This is a genomic window from Stenotrophomonas sp. YJH_SMC_48-3, assembly GCF_059369375.1.
Genome location: NZ_JCAFSQ010000007.1, coordinates 231,797 through 247,654, shown reverse-complemented (window position 1 = coordinate 247,654; position 15,858 = coordinate 231,797). Strand labels below are relative to the sequence as shown.

The following is a 15,858-nucleotide window of genomic DNA, read 5'->3' as shown; positions in this document are numbered from 1 at the left end:
GGCGGGGTGGGTCCGGTTGCGGGGGCGTGAGCCGCATGGGCCCGAGGCATGCCTCGGGCGGGTTGGGCAGGACGCCCAACCCCGGTCTTGCCGTGTGCGCAGGACAGCGCACACGAGCAAGCGGCGACCGAGCTTACATGGACGTACTTGCAGCGGCCCCCGCAACCGGACCCACCCCGCCATTCTTCAGTGAACCCGCTGTTGCTCCGGCTGTTGCTGTCGCTCTGGCCTCTGCGGGTGCAGGGCACCGCCCTGCCGAACTAAACTACCTGCCGTTGTCCCAGCAGGATTGCCCATGTTCGATACCTCGCCCCAGCTCGATTGCGCCGGCCGCATCCTGCGCCTCGACCGTGCCCGGGTCATGGGCATCGTCAACGTCACCCCGGACTCGTTCTCCGATGGCGGCGCGCACGACACCACCGAGGCCGCGGTCGCCCATGGCCTCAAGCTGGTCGAGGAGGGCGCGGACCTGCTGGACATCGGCGGCGAATCGACCCGCCCGGGCGCCGCGCCGGTCTCGATTGAACAAGAGCTGCGCCGGGTGATTCCGGTGATCGAGCAGCTGGCCGCACGCACCCGGGTGCCGATCAGCATCGACACCTTCAAGCCGGAAGTGATGCGCGCGGCGGTGGCGGCTGGCGCCGGCATGATCAATGACATCTACGGCCTGCGTCAGCAAGGGGCGCTGGACGCCGCCGCTGCAACCGGCGTGCCGGTGGTGCTGATGCACATGCAGGGCGAGCCGGGCCACATGCAGGCCGATCCACATTACGACGATGTGGTCGCCGAGGTGCACGGCTTCCTGGTCCAGCGCCTGTTCGCTGCCGAGATGGCGGGCATTGCGAAGAAGAACCTGCTGATCGATCTCGGTTTCGGTTTCGGCAAGACCACTGCCCACAACATGACCCTGCTGGCACGCTCCGAGCGGTTCCTGGAGCTGGGCGTGCCGATGCTGGCTGGCCTGTCGCGCAAGCGCAGCCTGGGCGAACTGACCGGTCGCGACACGCCGTCCGAGCGCGTGGCCGCCTCGTTGGCTGCGCACCTGATCGCGGTGCAGCGTGGCGCACGCATCGTGCGCGTGCATGACGTGGCCGCCACCGTCGATGCGCTGAAGATCTGGCAGGCCGTCGAGGCCGTGCCAACGCCGCGCGCCGACGCCACGCCGACGATCCGCTGGCCGGACGAAGACTGATGGACATCGACCGGCGGCCACTGGCGATCGTCGTGATGGGGCCGACCGCCAGTGGCAAGACCGCCACCGCGATCGCCCTTGCGAAGCAGCTGGATGGCGAGATCGTCAGCGTCGATTCGGCGCTGGTCTATCGGCATCTGGATATCGGCTCGGCCAAGCCGGATGCGGCCGAGCGGGCGCAGGCGCCGCACCATCTGCTGGACCTGCGCGATCCGTGGCAGACCTATTCGGCGGCCGAGTTCGCCGCCGATGCCGGCCGCGTCGTGGCCGACATCGTGGCACGCGGCAAAACGCCGATCCTGGCAGGTGGCACGGGGCTGTACTTCCGGGCCCTGCTGCAGGGCCTGTCGCCGATGCCGGAGGCCGACCCGGTGATGCGCGAAGCACTCAGCACCGAGGCGGCCGAGCGGGGCTGGGCGGCACTGCACGCCGAGCTGGCCAAGGTCGACCCGGCCGCCGCCGCACGTATCCATGCCACCGACCCGCAACGCATCCAGCGGGCGCTGGAGGTCTATCGCCTCACCGGCACGCCGATCAGTGAATGGCAGCGCCGGCCGGGCGTCGCGCCGTTGCCGGTGCGCACCCTCAAGCTGATCCTCGCCCCGCGTGACCGCGCGGTACTGCACCAGCGCATCGAGGCGCGCTTCGACGCCATGCTGGCGCGGGGCTTCCTGGACGAGGTGCGGGCATTGCGTGCAATGCCGGAAATGACCGCCGTGGCGGCGCCGCTGGACCTGCCCGCGGTGCGCGCGGTTGGCTATCGCCAGGCCTGGGAATACCTGGACGGGGAGGGCGATGCTGCCCGTTTCCGGGACAAGGCCATCTTCGCCACCCGGCAGCTGGCCAAGCGCCAGCTGACCTGGCTGCGCGGCGAGCTTGATGCGCGCTGGTTCGACCCCCATGTCGATGGGGAGCGCCTGGCCGGCGCGGTGTCGACCTTCGTCGCACGCTGAACCCCCGCCAGCCGTGTAACATCATCGGTCGGCGGGCGGCTCGGGGGCCGTGGCAACTGTCGGCAACCCAATAAGAACAATAATCAGGAGTGTGCAATGTCCAAGGGGCAATCGCTGCAGGATCCTTTCTTGAACGCACTTCGGCGCGAGCGCGTGCCGGTTTCGGTGTACCTGGTCAACGGCATCAAGCTGCAAGGCACGATCGAGTCGTTCGACCAGTTCGTGGTCCTGCTGCGCAACACGGTCAGTCAGATGGTCTACAAGCACGCCATTTCCACGGTCGTTCCGGCACGTAACGTGAAGGTCGGTCCGGGCGGTGGTTACGTGCAGTCGGGTGAAGGTGGTCAGGCAGGTGATGAAGCAGACGAGTAAGACCGGAGCGGTGAATGTTTGACCGCTCGAAAAAGGGCGAACACGCCCTGTTGATCCAGCCCCATTTCGGCAAGCTGGAAGACGATGTGCTGGAAGAATTCGGTGATCTGGCCCGCTCGGCTGGGGCCAGCATCGCCGCGACGATCACTGCGCGCCTGGACCGACCGAATCCGTCGACCCTGATCGGCAGCGGCAAGCTGGACGAGATCAAGGCTGCGGCCGACGCCAGCGGTGCCGACCTGATCCTGGTCAACCATGCGTTGAGCCCGGGCCAGGAGCGCAACCTGGAACGGTTCCTGGAGCGCCGGGTGATCGACCGTACCGGCCTGATCCTGGATATCTTCGCCCAGCGTGCGCACAGCCACGAGGGCAAGCTGCAGGTCGAGCTGGCGCAGCTGCGGCATCTGGCCACGCGGCTGGTGCGCGGCTGGACCCACCTGGAGCGCCAGCGCGGTGGTTCAATTGGCCTGCGCGGCCCGGGTGAAACCCAGCTGGAAACCGACCGCCGCCTGCTGCAGAAGCGGGTCGAGCAGTTGCAGAAGCGCCTGGAAAAGGTGGAAGTGCAGCGCACCCAGATGCGTCGTGCGCGTGTGCGCAGCGAGCTGCCCCGTGTGGCACTGGTGGGCTACACCAACGCCGGCAAGTCGACCCTGTTCAACGCCATGACCGGCGCCGAGGCCTATGCCGCCGACCAGCTGTTCGCCACGCTGGATCCGACCGTGCGCCGCATCGCGGTGCCGGGCGGCAACGTGGTGCTGGCCGACACCGTTGGCTTCGTCCGCGACCTGCCGCATGACCTGGTCGCTGCGTTCCGCTCGACCCTGTCCGAGGCGCGCGAGGCCGATTTCCTGCTGCACGTGGTCGATGCTGCCGACCCGCACCGCGAGGAGCGCATCGCCCAGGTGGACGAAGTGCTGACCGCAGTCGGTGCCGGCGATCTGCCGCAGCTGCTGGTGTTCAACAAGATCGACCGCATTGACGGCGCCGACGTGCGCCACGACGGCCAGGACGGTATCCCGGACGAATCGCGTCGCGAGCGGGTGTGGATTTCCGCGCGTGACGGTCAGGGCCTGGAGCTGTTGCAGGCGGTGCTGGGCAAGCGCCTGGGCCTGCAGCATGTCACCGGCGAACTGCGTCTTCCCCCGGATGCAGGCCGCCTGCGCGCGCGCCTGCACCAGCTGGAGGTGATCCGCAGCGAGCAGGCCGATGAGGATGGTTGGCTGCTGCAGGTCGACCTGCCGATCGCCGAAGCCGAAAAGCTGGCCGCCAGTGCCGATGGCGCCCCGATCCGCGCGCTGCTGCCGGAAAAACTGCCGGAGTGGTGAGGTAGCGACCGGTGCCCGGTAGTGCCGGCTGCTGGCCGGCAACGCAACCGTGCCGGAGGGGCGCGACATCCGCCTGTCATCTGCGGTACAACGTGGTTCTTCACCCCACCGTCATGCCGATGTCCATCCCCACCGACGCCGATCTCAATGCCCAGTCCGCCGCGCTCGGGCAGCGCCTGCAGCAGGCCTCGCTGCAGCTGGTGACCGCCGAAAGCTGCAGTGGTGGCTGGATCGCCAAGTGCATGACCGACATTGCCGGTTCCTCGGCGTTCTTCGACTGCGGCATGGTGGTCTACAGCTACGAAGCCAAGCAGCGCCTGCTGGGCGTGCGTGCGCAGACCCTGGAGCAGTTCGGTGCGGTCAGCCGCGAAACCGTGCTGGAAATGGTCTCCGGCGCGCTGGTCAATTCTGGTGCCGGCATCGCGGTGGCGGTGACCGGTATCGCCGGCCCCGGCGGTGGCAGCCCGGACAAGCCGGTGGGCAGTGTCTGGATCGGCTGGAAGCGCCGTGGCGGCTATGCCCGCGCCGAGCTGTTCCAGTTCGACGGCGACCGCGAAGCCATCCGCCGGCAAACCGTGGCGGCGGCATTGCGCGGTATCGACGCCCAGCTGTGACATGCTGCTCCGGTAATCGTCCGGAGCACGCATGATGTGGGAGACGCTGGGTACTGTCCGTGACCTGGGCCGACTGCAGGAAATCGCCGTCGTCCTGATCCGCTATGGCTTCGGCGACGTGGTGCGGCGCATCGGCTTGGCCACCACGCTGGAGCGGGCAGGGCGCCTGCTGCACTGGAACGAGGACCGCCAGGAACTGCTGCGGATGACCGCGCCGGTGCGTGTGCGCAGCGCTATGCAGGATCTGGGTCCCACTTTCGTCAAGCTCGGGCAGGTGCTGGCGACGCGCGTTGACCTGCTGCCGCCGGAATGGATCGCTGAACTGTCCGAACTGCAGAACGCGGTGCCGGCGCTGCCGTACGCGGATATCCGCGAGCAGCTCGAAGCCGACCTTGGCGCCTCGCCGACGGAGGTGTTCGCCTTCCTCGATGAAACCCCGATGGCCGCCGCCTCGCTGGCGCAGGCCCATCGCGCCCGGCTCCACGATGGCCGTGAGGTGGTGCTGAAAATCCGGCGGCCCGGCATCCGCGATGTGGTCGAGGCCGATCTGCGGCTGCTGGCCCGCCTGGCCGAGATTGTCGAGGCGCGGCTGCCGGACCTGCGCCGCTATCGTCCGGCCGAGGTCGTGCAGCAGTTCACCGTGTCGCTGCGACGCGAACTGGATTTCGCCGCCGAATGCCGTAACGCCGAACGCATCGCGCGCAACTTCAACGGTCGTGACGACATCCTGATCCCCAGCGTGCACTGGCAGTGGACCTGCGAAAGCCTGAACGTGCAGGACTTCGTCGACGGCATTCCCGGCCGTAACCTTGCCGGTGTCGATGCGGCCGGGCTGGACCGGCGCGAACTGGCCCGGCGCGGCGCCGGCATCGTGTTGAAGATGGTGTTGGAGGACGGGAGCTTCCACGCGGATCCACACCCGGGCAACATCATCTACCTGCGCGACGGCCGCATCGGCGTGATCGATTTCGGCATGGTCGGCGCGCTGTCCGAGGTGCGCCGCTTCCAGGTCGCGCAGCTGCTGCACGGGCTGGTCGAGCAGGACCCGCAGGGCGTGGCCGACGTGTTGCTGGACTGGGCCGGTGGCGTGGAAGTGGACGAGAACCGGCTGCAGCACGACATCAGCCAGTTCGTCGACCAGTACCGCGGCGTGCCGCTGAAGGACCTGCGTATCGGCCTGATGCTGGGCGATATCACCCAGCTGCTGCGCAGCTACAGTCTGACGTTGCCGGCCGATCTGGCGCTGATGATCAAGGCCTTCCTGACCCTGGAAGGAATGGGCCGCCAGCTCGACCCGGATTTCGACATGGCCAGTGCCGCGCGCCCGTTCCTGGAGCGGGTAGTGCTGCAGCGCTATGCGCCCAGGGCGCTGCTCAAGCGTGGCCGCCGCAGCCTGCTGGGGTTGGTCGACTTCGCCGGTGAGCTGCCGCGCGACCTGCGCAAGCTGGTGCAGGCGGCGCGCCGCGGACGACTGCAGCTGAAGGTCGAAACCACCGCGCTGCAGGGCTTCGGCGAACAGGTGAACCGTGCGGCAAACCGGCTGGTGGTAGGCGTGATCACGGCTGCCCTGATCATCGGCTCGTCGATCGTGATGCACAGCGTCGGCGGGGTTTCCAGCCGCTGGCTGCTGGCGCTGGGCGTGTGCGGCTTCATCGGCGCCGGCTTCTGTGGTGTGTGGATCCTGTTCTCCATATGGAGGAGCGGCAAGCACACATAGTGTGCTTGCCGCAGCGGTTCCCCATCGGAACCGTGGAATCGCTGCGCGATTCCTGTAGGGCCGACCGCTGGTCGGCTGCTCTTGCTTTTGCCTTTGCCGCCCGGCCATTGGCCCAACTGCCGAGCATGGCTCGGCACTACAGATCCCCATCACCTGTTTGTCGTACCCGGCACTTGCAGTTGTGTGCGTTAGTAGTAATACTACTAACCATGGACCTGACCGACACCCAGCAGGCGATCCTGCAGTTGATCGCCGAGCGTATCGAGAGCGAAGGCGCACCGCCCTCGCAGACTGAAATCGCACGTGCGTTCGGCTTCAAGGGCGTGCGCGCGGCCCAGTACCACCTGGAAGCCCTGGAGCAGGCCGGTGCGATCCGTCGCATCCCGGGCCAGGCGCGCGGCATCCGCCTGGTGCAGGCGCCGCCGGTCGAGAAGCTGGCCGAGCCGGGCCTGCCCGACAGTGTGCTGCGCCTGCCGGTGCTGGGCCGGGTTGCGGCCGGCCTCCCGATCGGCGCCGACATCGGCTCGGACGATTTCGTGGTGCTGGACCGGGTGTTCTTCTCGCCAGCGCCGGACTACCTGCTGAAGGTGCAGGGCGATTCGATGATCGACGAGGGCATCTTCGACGGTGACCTGATCGGTGTGCACCGCACCCGCGACGCCCATTCCGGGCAGATCGTGGTGGCGCGCATCGATGACGAGATCACGGTCAAGCTGCTGAAGATCGCCAAGGACCGCATCCGCCTGCTGCCGCGCAATCCCGATTACAAGCCGATCGAGGTGCTGCCGGACCAGGATTTCGCGATCGAGGGCCTCTATTGCGGCCTGCTGCGGCCCAACCGTTGACCCGTTCCATAGCGCATTACCCCGCGGTCTTTTGTGGCGATTCTCTGGTTCCACTGAGGTTGGTACGGATGTCCGATAATTCTTTTCAGAGCGCCGGGCAGAATCTCAGCCTGTGCGATACGTCCGACTTAAAGTGAACCCATGGCAAAGAAGACCCCCAAAGACAGCACCCCCAACGACATGACCTCTGCAAGGACCAATACGATGGACGAGAACAAGAAGCGCGCCTTGGCTGCTGCTCTGGGCCAGATCGAGAAGCAGTTCGGCAAGGGCTCGGTGATGCGCATGGGTGACCGCGTGGTCGAGCCCGTCGAAGCCATCCCGACCGGTTCGCTGATGCTCGACATCGCACTGGGCATTGGCGGTCTGCCGAAGGGCCGTGTCGTTGAGATCTACGGGCCGGAATCCTCGGGCAAGACCACCCTGACCCTGCAGGCCATCGCCGAGTGCCAGAAGATGGGCGGTACCGCAGCTTTCATCGACGCCGAGCACGCGCTTGACCCGATCTATGCCGCCAAGCTGGGCGTGAACGTGGACGACCTGCTGCTGTCGCAGCCGGATACCGGTGAGCAGGCGCTGGAAATCGCCGACATGCTGGTCCGTTCGGGCTCGGTCGACATCCTGGTGGTCGACTCGGTCGCCGCACTGACCCCGAAGGCCGAAATCGAAGGCGAGATGGGTGACCAGCTGCCGGGTCTGCAGGCCCGCCTGATGAGCCAGGCGCTGCGCAAGTTGACCGGCAACATCAAGCGCTCCAACACCCTGGTGATCTTCATCAACCAGCTGCGCATGAAGATCGGCGTGATGATGCCGGGCCAGAGCCCGGAAACCACCACGGGCGGCAACGCGCTGAAGTTCTATGCCTCGGTCCGCCTGGACATCCGCCGTATCGGCGCGATCAAGAAGGGTGACGAGATCATCGGCAACCAGACCAAGATCAAGGTGGTCAAGAACAAGCTGGCGCCTCCGTTCAAGCAGGTCATCACTGAGATCCTGTACGGCGAAGGCATCAGCCGCGAGGGCGAACTGATCGACATGGGCGTGGATGCCAAGCTGGTCGAAAAGGCCGGCGCCTGGTACAGCTACGGTGAAGAACGCATCGGCCAGGGCAAGGACAACGCCCGCGGCTACCTGCGCGACAACCCGACCGTCGCTGCAAAGCTCGAGGCAGAACTGCGCGAGAAGTTCCAGCCGGCCGAAGCGGCCCGCGAGGATGGTGACGACGAAGGCGACGACGAGTAAGGCTTGCTGTGGGGCAGGGCGGCGCCGTCAGTGACGTCGCCCTGTCCCGCAGGTTCGAATCGCCCATGGATGGGCTGGGTGCCACGGATGGCGCCACCCTTGGAGTACCCATGTCCGACGCCGAAGACATTCCGACCGGCCGCAAGCGCCGACCGCGTGAGCAGACTCCCGTGCAGCGGGCGCTGGGCCTTCTGGTCCGCCGCGAACACTCGCGCAAGGAACTCACCCGCAAGCTGACCGCCCGTGGCATTGAAGACGAAGCCGCGCAGGCCGCTGTCGCCAAGCTGACCGAGGCCGGCTGGCAGGACGACACCCGCTTCGCTGAGAACCTGGTGCGGATGCGCGCCAACACCGGCTATGGGCCGATCCATGTCCGCGCCGAGCTTGGCACCCACGGCCTGGACAGTGCCGCGATTGCCGCAGCGATGGACAGCTACGAAGGCGACTGGCAGGAAAATGCTCGCGATCTGGTCCGCAGGCGCTTTGGCGAGGCCGGCCCGCAGGACCTGGCGCAGCGGCGCAAGGCCGCCGATCTGCTGGCCCGACGGGGCTTCGACGGCGACAGCATCCGCCGCGCGACCCGCTACGACCCGGATGACTGAGACTGGCGGCGCCGGGCCTGATACCCTTTAGGTTTTCGGCGGTCCCTCGCGACCCTGGCCAACGCGGCCGGTGGTCCGGGTCCGCCGGCCCGCAGACTGCCAGCCCCCAATGAACGCATCCGCCAAATTCACGACTTCCCAGATCCGCAGCGATTTCCTTGAATTCTTCAAGGGCAAAGGCCACACCATCGTGCCGTCGGCGCCGCTGGTGCCGGGCAACGATCCGACCCTGCTGTTCACCAACTCCGGCATGGTGCAGTTCAAGGACGTGTTCCTCGGCGCGGAAAAGCGCAGCTACGTGCGCGCGGCCGATGTCCAGCGCTGCCTGCGCGCGGGCGGCAAGCACAACGATCTCGACCAGGTTGGCTACACCGCACGCCACCACACCTTCTTCGAGATGCTGGGCAACTGGTCGTTCGGCGATTACTTCAAGAAGGACGCGATCGCCTGGGCCTGGGAGCTGCTGACGCAGGTCTGGAAGCTGCCGGCCGAGCGCCTGCTGGTTACCGTGTACCAGACCGACGACGAAGCCTACGAACTGTGGCGTGACATGGTCGGTGTGCCGGAAGAGCGCATCGTGCGCATCGGCGACAACAAGGGCGCACCGTTCGCCTCGGACAACTTCTGGCAGATGGCCGACACCGGTCCGTGCGGCCCGTGCACCGAGATCTTCTATGACCACGGCGACCACATCGCCGGTGGCCCCCCGGGTTCGCCGGATGAAGACGGCGACCGCTTCATCGAAATCTGGAACCTGGTGTTCATGCAGTTCGACCGCCAGCCCGACGGCACCCTGGTGCCGCTGCCGGCGCCGTGCGTGGATACCGGCATGGGCCTGGAGCGACTGGCGGCGATCCTGCAGCACGTTCACACCAACTACGAGATCGACCTGTTCCAGGCGCTGATCCGCAAGGCCGCCGAGCTGACCGGCACCGCCGACCTGGAAAACAAGTCGCTGCGCGTGATCGCCGATCACATCCGCGCCTGTTCGTTCCTGATCGTCGATGGCGTGCTGCCGTCCAACGAAGGCCGTGGCTACGTGCTGCGCCGTATCATCCGCCGCGCCCTGCGCCACGGCTGGATGCTGGGCGTGCGGCAGCCGTTCTTCAGCAAGCTGGTGCCGACCCTGGTCGAGCAGATGGGCGAGGCCTATCCGGAACTGCCGGCGGCGGTGGACACCGTCACCCGTGCGCTGCAGGCCGAAGAAGAGCGTTTCGCCGAAACCCTCGATGCCGGCATGAAGATCTTCGAGGACGTGGCGGGCAAGGCCAGCAACGGCGTGATCCCGGGCGTTGACGCCTTCCGCCTTTACGACACCTACGGTTTCCCGCTCGACCTGACCCAGGACATCGCCCGCGAGCGCGACCTGACCGTCGACATCGCCGGCTTCGACGCCGCAATGGAGCAGCAGCGCGAGACCGCACGCGCAGCCGGCAAGTTCGGCGGCGGCGTGACCCTGCCGGCCGAGCTGGTGGCAACGCTCAGCCCGACCCTGTTCCTGGGCTATGACCGCCTGCAGGCCGACGGCCTGAGCGTGCTGGCCCTGCTCAAGGACGGCCGTCCGGTGCAGTCGGCCGATGCCGGTGATTCGGTCATCGTGATCACCAACCAGACCCCGTTCTACGCCGAATCCGGCGGCCAGGTCGGTGACACGGGCGTGCTTGCCGGCAACGGCGTGCGCCTGGTGGTGGAAGACACCCAGAAGTTCGCTGGCCAGTTCCATGGCCACGTCGGCACCCTGTCCGACGGCGGCCTGGAAGTGGGCGATGTGCTGTCCGGCCAGGTCGATGGCGAGCGCCGCGGCGCCACCATCCTCAACCACTCGGCAACGCACCTGCTGCATGCCGCCCTGCGCGAAGTGCTGGGCACCCACGTGCAGCAGAAGGGCTCGCTGGTCGCGCCGGACCGCCTGCGTTTCGACTTCTCGCACTTCCAGCCGATCAGCGCGGAAGAACTGGCGCTGATCGAGCGCAAGGTCAACCAGCAGGTACGCGCAAACAACGCGGCCGAAGTCCACAACATGGGCATGCAGGAAGCGCTGGACTTCGGCGCGATGGCCCTGTTCGGCGAGAAGTACGGCGAGCACGTGCGCGTGCTGAAGATGGGTGACTACTCCACTGAGCTGTGCGGTGGTACCCACGTCAACCGTACCGGCGACATCGGCCTGTTCAAGATCACCTCCGAGGGCGGTGTCTCGGCCGGCGTGCGCCGTATCGAGGCGGTCACCGGCCAGGGCGCCCTGGATTACGTGGACGCCGAGGAGGCCCGCCTGGCCGAAGCCGCTGAACTGCTCGGCGGCAGCGCCGCCGACGTGGTCGAGAAGATCCGTGCCCTCGGCCAGCGCCAGAAGCAGCTGGAGCGCGAACTGGAGGCCGTGAAGGCCAAGGTCGCCGCCGGCGCCACGGCCGACCTGTCCGGCCAGGCCGTCGAGGTTGCCGGCGTGAAGGTGCTGGCCGCCCGCCTGGAGGGCTTCGACGCCAAGGCCCTGCGTGACGCCATGGACCGCCTGAAGCAGCAGCTGGGCGACGCGGTGATCGTGCTGGCCGGCGCCCAGGACGGCAAGGCCGCCCTGGTTGCGGGTGTGAACGGCAGCGCAATGGGCAAGGTCAAGGCCGGGGAACTGTTGTCCCATATCGCCAGTCAGATCGGGGGCAAGGGCGGCGGACGCCCGGACCTCGCCCAGGGTGGTGGCGAGGACGGGCCCGCCCTTGCCACCGCGCTGGCTGCGGTCGTCGAATGGGTCAGCCCCCGCCTGTGATGAACCTGGCCGTCTCCCTCCTTGTAGGAGCGGGACGGCTGACGGTACCATTGCGAATCTTTTCCCTTTGTCGTGGTAGCGCTTCTTGACGGAGCGTCAAGCCGGTGGGGGATACCCTTCCACACGGTTCCATGGAGACTTACAAAAATGTTGATCCTGACTCGCCGCGTCGGCGAAACCCTGATGATCGGTGACTCGGTGAGCGTCACCGTGCTTGGCGTCAAGGGTAACCAGGTGCGTATCGGCATCACCGCGCCGAAGGACGTCGCTGTGCATCGCGAAGAGATCTATCAGCGCATCCAGCGTGGTGATGAAGCCGGTGGCACCGGCAGCGAAAATTCTGCCGAATAACGCTTTACCTTCGCACTCGATTAACGTTATGATTCACGCCCCGCTGAGGTGCAACGCACCAGACGCGGAGAAAACCCCGGAGTGATGCCCGAGTGGCCGAAGGGGCTCCCCTGCTAAGGGAGTATAGGGTCAAAAGCTCTATCGAGGGTTCGAATCCCTCTCACTCCGCCAGATATAAAGAAGCGCGTGCAGATCCTCGATCTGCAGGCGTATTTCTTTGTTCAACGCGGTAACACACGGCCGCGCCGCACGGGCGTTGTGCAGGCCTAGTGGGTGGTGCCAGCCGCGTCCTGCCCGACTTCGGGCGAGGAATAGAGCCTGGGCTCCGGCACCGCATGACCCGGATGAGCGGGCGGCGCAATGCCACTTGGCGTTTCGCGCCAGAGAATTGCCAGTGTGCAGTCATTGGCACGTTGCCTGCACATTCTTTCCGCTTTGCGTTGTGCGGCGTCCGCCGTCTTTTCCCCAAGTGCAAAGCCCATGGCGACGGTGCCGGTAGCGATCGCCGAATATCCCACTGCGGTAGTCGTGGCAGTCTGCGCGCAGTTGCGGGACCGAACGGCGCAGTGCTGCAGTGCGCGCTGCATCGCAGCCGACAGCGTGCTGTGGTTCATGGCGTAGCCGTAGCGGCCATCGTCGTCGTAGACGATGGCGGAGGCCGCGTTGGCGCCGGATGACAGGCACAGCAACAGGCCAAGTGACAGGGGGCGCATCCAGTTCATTCCCATCTCCATTTTCTGCTGATGGTGGATCAGACCGGGTTTGAAGCGCAACGTTGCCGCCACTACGCCGAGCCCGCAGTTCATCGAACCGCGGGCGGCGCCATCGGTTGACCGTCAGAGCCTCACCGTCACCCCGACCTGGAACCCACGCCCCGGCAACGGCGCGATGTACTTCAACGGTGAGTTGTGCGGCCGTGCTTCTTCATTGAGCAGGTTGCTGCCGTTGATGAACACTTCCATGCCGGCGATGTAGCTGTTGCGTACCGGCAGCTCACGGCTGATCTGCAGGTCGACCAGGTTGAAGGCATCCAGTGGCACTTCCTCGCTGACGTTGCGGCCGAGGTACTTCTGCGTGTCGTAGTAGGTGCTGGACAGCTGCGCCTTCCAACCCTCGCGTTGCCACTGCAGATTGGCGCCGTAGCGGTTGGTCGGCATGTTCGGCAGGTACTCGCCGTCGTTGTGGGCACGCAGCGAATCGGGGTGATCGGCCTTGTTCTTCACCAGGTCGGCGAAGGCGGAGATGTTCAACGTGCCATAGCGGCCAAGGTCCAGGGCCTGCGATGCGTCGATCTCGAAGCCCTTCACCGTGGTGTCGGTCTGCTTCCAGTATTTCAGCGGCAGGCGGTTGGCGGTCTGCACGCCCGAGTAACCCAGGTACAGATAGTTCTCGTACTTCATCCGATACGCGGTGGCCGACAGTTCGAACCCTCCGACATGGAACAGGCCGGTCAGCTCCAGGTTTTTCGCGCGCTCTGGCTCGAGGTTCTGGTTGCCTTCTTCCTGGGTCATCACCGAGTAGTGCGCGTTGCTCGCATACAACTCATTGATCTCCGGTGCGCGCTGCGAGGACGAGTAGCGCACCTTGGCGGCGAACAACGGACCGAGCTCGACATACGATCCCAGGCTGTAGCTGTTGAGCCGGTAGTCGCGGTCCTGCAGTTTCGTGTTGGCGGCATTGCGCGCGGTCTTGAAGCGGCTTGGTTGCAGGTCATGGTCAACGCGCTCGTGGCGCACGCCAGCGTCGAAACTGGCCCAGCCGAAGTCCAGCGTCTCCTTCAGGAACATCGCGTTGCTGCGGGTGTCGACGTCAGGCAGGTAGCGCAGCGAGCCGCTGCCGGTGACATCACGCGACTGGTGGCTGTAACCGAGCAGGCCGCTGAGCGGACCGACACGCTGATGGCTCAACAGCAGTTCGGCCTGGGTGCTCTCGAAATCGTAGTCGTTGGCCCGGGTGGCACCCAGCCGTTCGCCCGAGGTGTTGTCCAGCTTCGAAACACGCAGTTCAGCGCGCTCGAACCACGGCAGCGGGTCGCGCAACAGGGCTTCCAGTGCGTAGCGTTCCTGCTTGATCACCACGCCCACCGGCAATGCGTTGGCGTAGTTGGAACCGAACGACAGGTTCTGCATCGAGAACCCGGGCACGCCGTATTCGCTGTCCTTGGCATCGATGCTGACACCCACGTAACCACGGTCGAAGAACAGGGTCGACCCGAACGCCACCTGCGAATTCCTCGCGTAACTGTTGCCCAACCGGTGATGGTAATCGGGCGTCACATCATTGTTGATCTGCTTCTGTACGTATGACGGCGCGCCGGCGACATAGGCCGGATTGACCGGATTGATATAGGTACGGCGTTGCCAGACCGAAGTCGGGTTGTTGGTGTAGAACGAGAAATCACCATCGGCCCAGTCCGGGTTCTCGGTCATGAACTGGTCGATGTAAGGTTGCGAGGCCTTGTTGTAGATCTGCTGGACGCGCGCCTCCTTCTGGCAGCTGTCGGCCAGCGCCGAGTTGACGCCGCCGGTGGGCGGAAACAGTCGGGTATTGCAGACACTGGCCTTGCTGTTGCCGGGGATGTCGTAGTGCGAGATGCGCTGCCGAGAGACCTGCAGGTTGGTCGAGACGTTGCGCTGGTTGTTGAAGTTCATGCGGAAGCCCTGCGCGTCCGCAGCATTGAAGCCCTTGCGCAGGACCAGTTCCATCGACTGGTCCTTGTCTTCCATGCTGCGCGGGATCAGGCCCGGATCGATCTCCACGCTGCCTCCGATCGCATTGCCGCCGTAGCGCACGGTGTCGGAGGACTTGTTGACGGTCACACTGCGTACGAACAGCGGATCGAACGGAATGTTGATGTCGCCGCTGATCGCGTTCATGCCGAGGATGGACTGGCCGTCCTGCAGGATCTGCACGCGGTTGCCGCTGAGGCTGCGGATGACCGGAGCGCCCGCGTTTGGCCCGAAGGCGCTGCTCTGCACGCCGGAGACGTGTTCGAGCAGGCCGCCGAGGGTGCGGTTCTGCGCACGTGGGTTGTCGACAGTGACCCGGGTGTCGATGCGCGAGGGCTGGGAGGCCTGGACCTGGAGGGTGGGGAGGGTGGGTTCGTCCGCGGCCTGGGCGGTGTGGACGGCGAACAGAATGGCAGCAGCAAGCAGATGGCGACGCATGACACGCTCCGTGAAGATTACGTGAAATGTTATCACGTAACTATTACGGGCAACAAGGGCGTTTTGGCTCTAGTCGCGAGGCCGAACACACGGGAGGCGCGAATGAGGTTGCCGGCCGTTCAGCGCTCTGCCTTGTGCGGGGCGCCGATGCTGTGCACGATCCGGATGCTGCGCCCCACAGCGCTTCACGCAGCACCTTCTTCACGGAAACGGAGCAACGTATGAAGCTGCTGTCCGCTGTGTTGTTGTCTGCGCTTTCGCTGGCCGCCGTTCCGGCGCTGGCCGTGGAGGCTTCGCCCTCACCGCTGCTGGGACGCTGGTCGCTGGACATTGCCACCTCGGCGCTGCCCGAGGCGCAGCGCCCGAAACAGGTGGTGCTGGAATTCAAGGATGCCGGGGGTGGCCGCTGGAGCTCGCACGTGGACATCGTCCTGCACGACGGCAGGACCATGAAGTCCGACGGCACGTTGGCGCTGGATGGTACGCCGGGGCCCTTGTCCGGCACCTACGGCGCGGACAAGGCCAACCTGAAACTGCCGGCGCCGAACACCCTGGTGATGCAGCTGGTGGACCACGACACGCCGGCCTCCACCCGCATCTATACCGTGGCGGCCGACCGTACGACGATGACCGAGACCAAGGCGTTCTACGGTCACGACGGTACGCCGATCCTGCAGACCAATCTGTTCAAGCGAATACCGTAGCGGCGCCGCCTGCACC

The 15,858-nt window shown here is 66.0% G+C and carries 14 protein-coding genes and 1 tRNA gene; 13 read left to right on the top strand and 2 right to left on the bottom strand.

Features of this window, described 5'->3' with window-relative positions; genetic code table 11:
- Positions 1–295 precede the first annotated feature (295 nt).
- The 12 genes from folP to AC5P65_RS13350 all read left to right on the top strand — a co-directional run bounded on the left by folP (position 296) and on the right by AC5P65_RS13350 (position 12,142).
- The gene (gene folP / locus AC5P65_RS13405) at positions 296–1,192 is read left to right on the top strand and encodes a dihydropteroate synthase (RefSeq protein WP_134729569.1); all 897 of its coding nucleotides are present in this window, start codon (positions 296–298) and stop codon (positions 1,190–1,192) included.
- Positions 1,192–2,145 carry a tRNA (adenosine(37)-N6)-dimethylallyltransferase MiaA gene (miaA, locus tag AC5P65_RS13400; protein ID WP_180832957.1) on the top strand — a complete coding sequence of 318 codons (954 nt, stop codon included), beginning with the start codon at positions 1,192–1,194 and terminating at the stop codon, positions 2,143–2,145. The genes folP and miaA overlap by 1 nt, the downstream gene beginning before the upstream one ends.
- Positions 2,146–2,241: 96 nt before the next feature.
- Positions 2,242–2,517 carry an RNA chaperone Hfq gene (gene hfq, locus AC5P65_RS13395; protein WP_004152891.1) on the top strand — a complete coding sequence of 92 codons (276 nt, stop codon included), beginning with the start codon at positions 2,242–2,244 and terminating at the stop codon, positions 2,515–2,517.
- Between the two features lie 14 nt (positions 2,518–2,531).
- The gene (gene hflX, locus AC5P65_RS13390; RefSeq protein ID WP_005412934.1) at positions 2,532–3,842 is read left to right on the top strand and encodes a ribosome rescue GTPase HflX; all 1,311 of its coding nucleotides are present in this window, start codon (positions 2,532–2,534) and stop codon (positions 3,840–3,842) included.
- A 119-nt stretch (positions 3,843–3,961) separates the two neighbouring features.
- On the top strand, positions 3,962–4,456 hold the full coding sequence (locus AC5P65_RS13385; RefSeq protein WP_005409020.1) for a CinA family protein: 495 nt from the start codon (positions 3,962–3,964) through the stop codon (positions 4,454–4,456).
- Between the two features lie 34 nt (positions 4,457–4,490).
- Complete coding sequence (ubiB, locus tag AC5P65_RS13380; protein ID WP_180832976.1) at positions 4,491–6,173, top strand: 2-polyprenylphenol 6-hydroxylase; 1,683 nt, start codon at positions 4,491–4,493, stop codon at positions 6,171–6,173.
- 209 nt (positions 6,174–6,382) lie between these two features.
- Positions 6,383–7,018 (top strand): transcriptional repressor LexA, encoded by a 636-nt coding sequence (gene lexA, locus AC5P65_RS13375; protein ID WP_005412936.1) that lies wholly within the window; start codon positions 6,383–6,385, stop codon positions 7,016–7,018.
- A gap of 204 nt (positions 7,019–7,222) precedes the next feature.
- Positions 7,223–8,260 (top strand): recombinase RecA, encoded by a 1,038-nt coding sequence (gene recA / locus AC5P65_RS13370; protein WP_026346904.1) that lies wholly within the window; start codon positions 7,223–7,225, stop codon positions 8,258–8,260.
- 110 nt (positions 8,261–8,370) lie between these two features.
- Complete coding sequence (gene recX / locus AC5P65_RS13365; protein WP_021202260.1) at positions 8,371–8,862, top strand: recombination regulator RecX; 492 nt, start codon at positions 8,371–8,373, stop codon at positions 8,860–8,862.
- Positions 8,863–8,971: 109 nt separating this feature from the next.
- A complete protein-coding gene (gene alaS, locus AC5P65_RS13360; protein WP_180832959.1) occupies positions 8,972–11,620 on the top strand; it encodes an alanine--tRNA ligase in 2,649 nt (882 codons plus the stop codon).
- A gap of 147 nt (positions 11,621–11,767) precedes the next feature.
- Positions 11,768–11,971, top strand: coding sequence for a carbon storage regulator CsrA (gene csrA, locus AC5P65_RS13355; protein ID WP_004152909.1), 204 nt, complete (start codon positions 11,768–11,770; stop codon positions 11,969–11,971).
- A gap of 78 nt (positions 11,972–12,049) precedes the next feature.
- Positions 12,050–12,142: transfer RNA gene (locus AC5P65_RS13350), tRNA-Ser, on the top strand.
- Between the two features lie 95 nt (positions 12,143–12,237).
- On the opposite strand, the gene AC5P65_RS13345 is transcribed toward AC5P65_RS13350, so the two are convergent.
- Together AC5P65_RS13345 and AC5P65_RS13340 are read right to left on the bottom strand one after the other, a co-directional pair.
- Positions 12,238–12,744, bottom strand: a complete 507-nt coding sequence (locus AC5P65_RS13345) for a DUF4189 domain-containing protein (protein ID WP_258014324.1) — start codon at positions 12,742–12,744, stop codon at positions 12,238–12,240.
- A gap of 63 nt (positions 12,745–12,807) precedes the next feature.
- Positions 12,808–15,138: a TonB-dependent receptor domain-containing protein gene (locus tag AC5P65_RS13340; protein ID WP_180832960.1), complete on the bottom strand. Its 2,331-nt coding sequence runs from the start codon at positions 15,136–15,138 to the stop codon at positions 12,808–12,810.
- 221 nt (positions 15,139–15,359) lie between these two features.
- On the opposite strand from AC5P65_RS13340, the gene AC5P65_RS13335 reads away from it, so the two are divergent.
- The gene (locus AC5P65_RS13335; protein ID WP_134730698.1) at positions 15,360–15,842 is read left to right on the top strand and encodes a LuxR family transcriptional regulator; all 483 of its coding nucleotides are present in this window, start codon (positions 15,360–15,362) and stop codon (positions 15,840–15,842) included.
- Positions 15,843–15,858 lie beyond the last annotated feature (16 nt).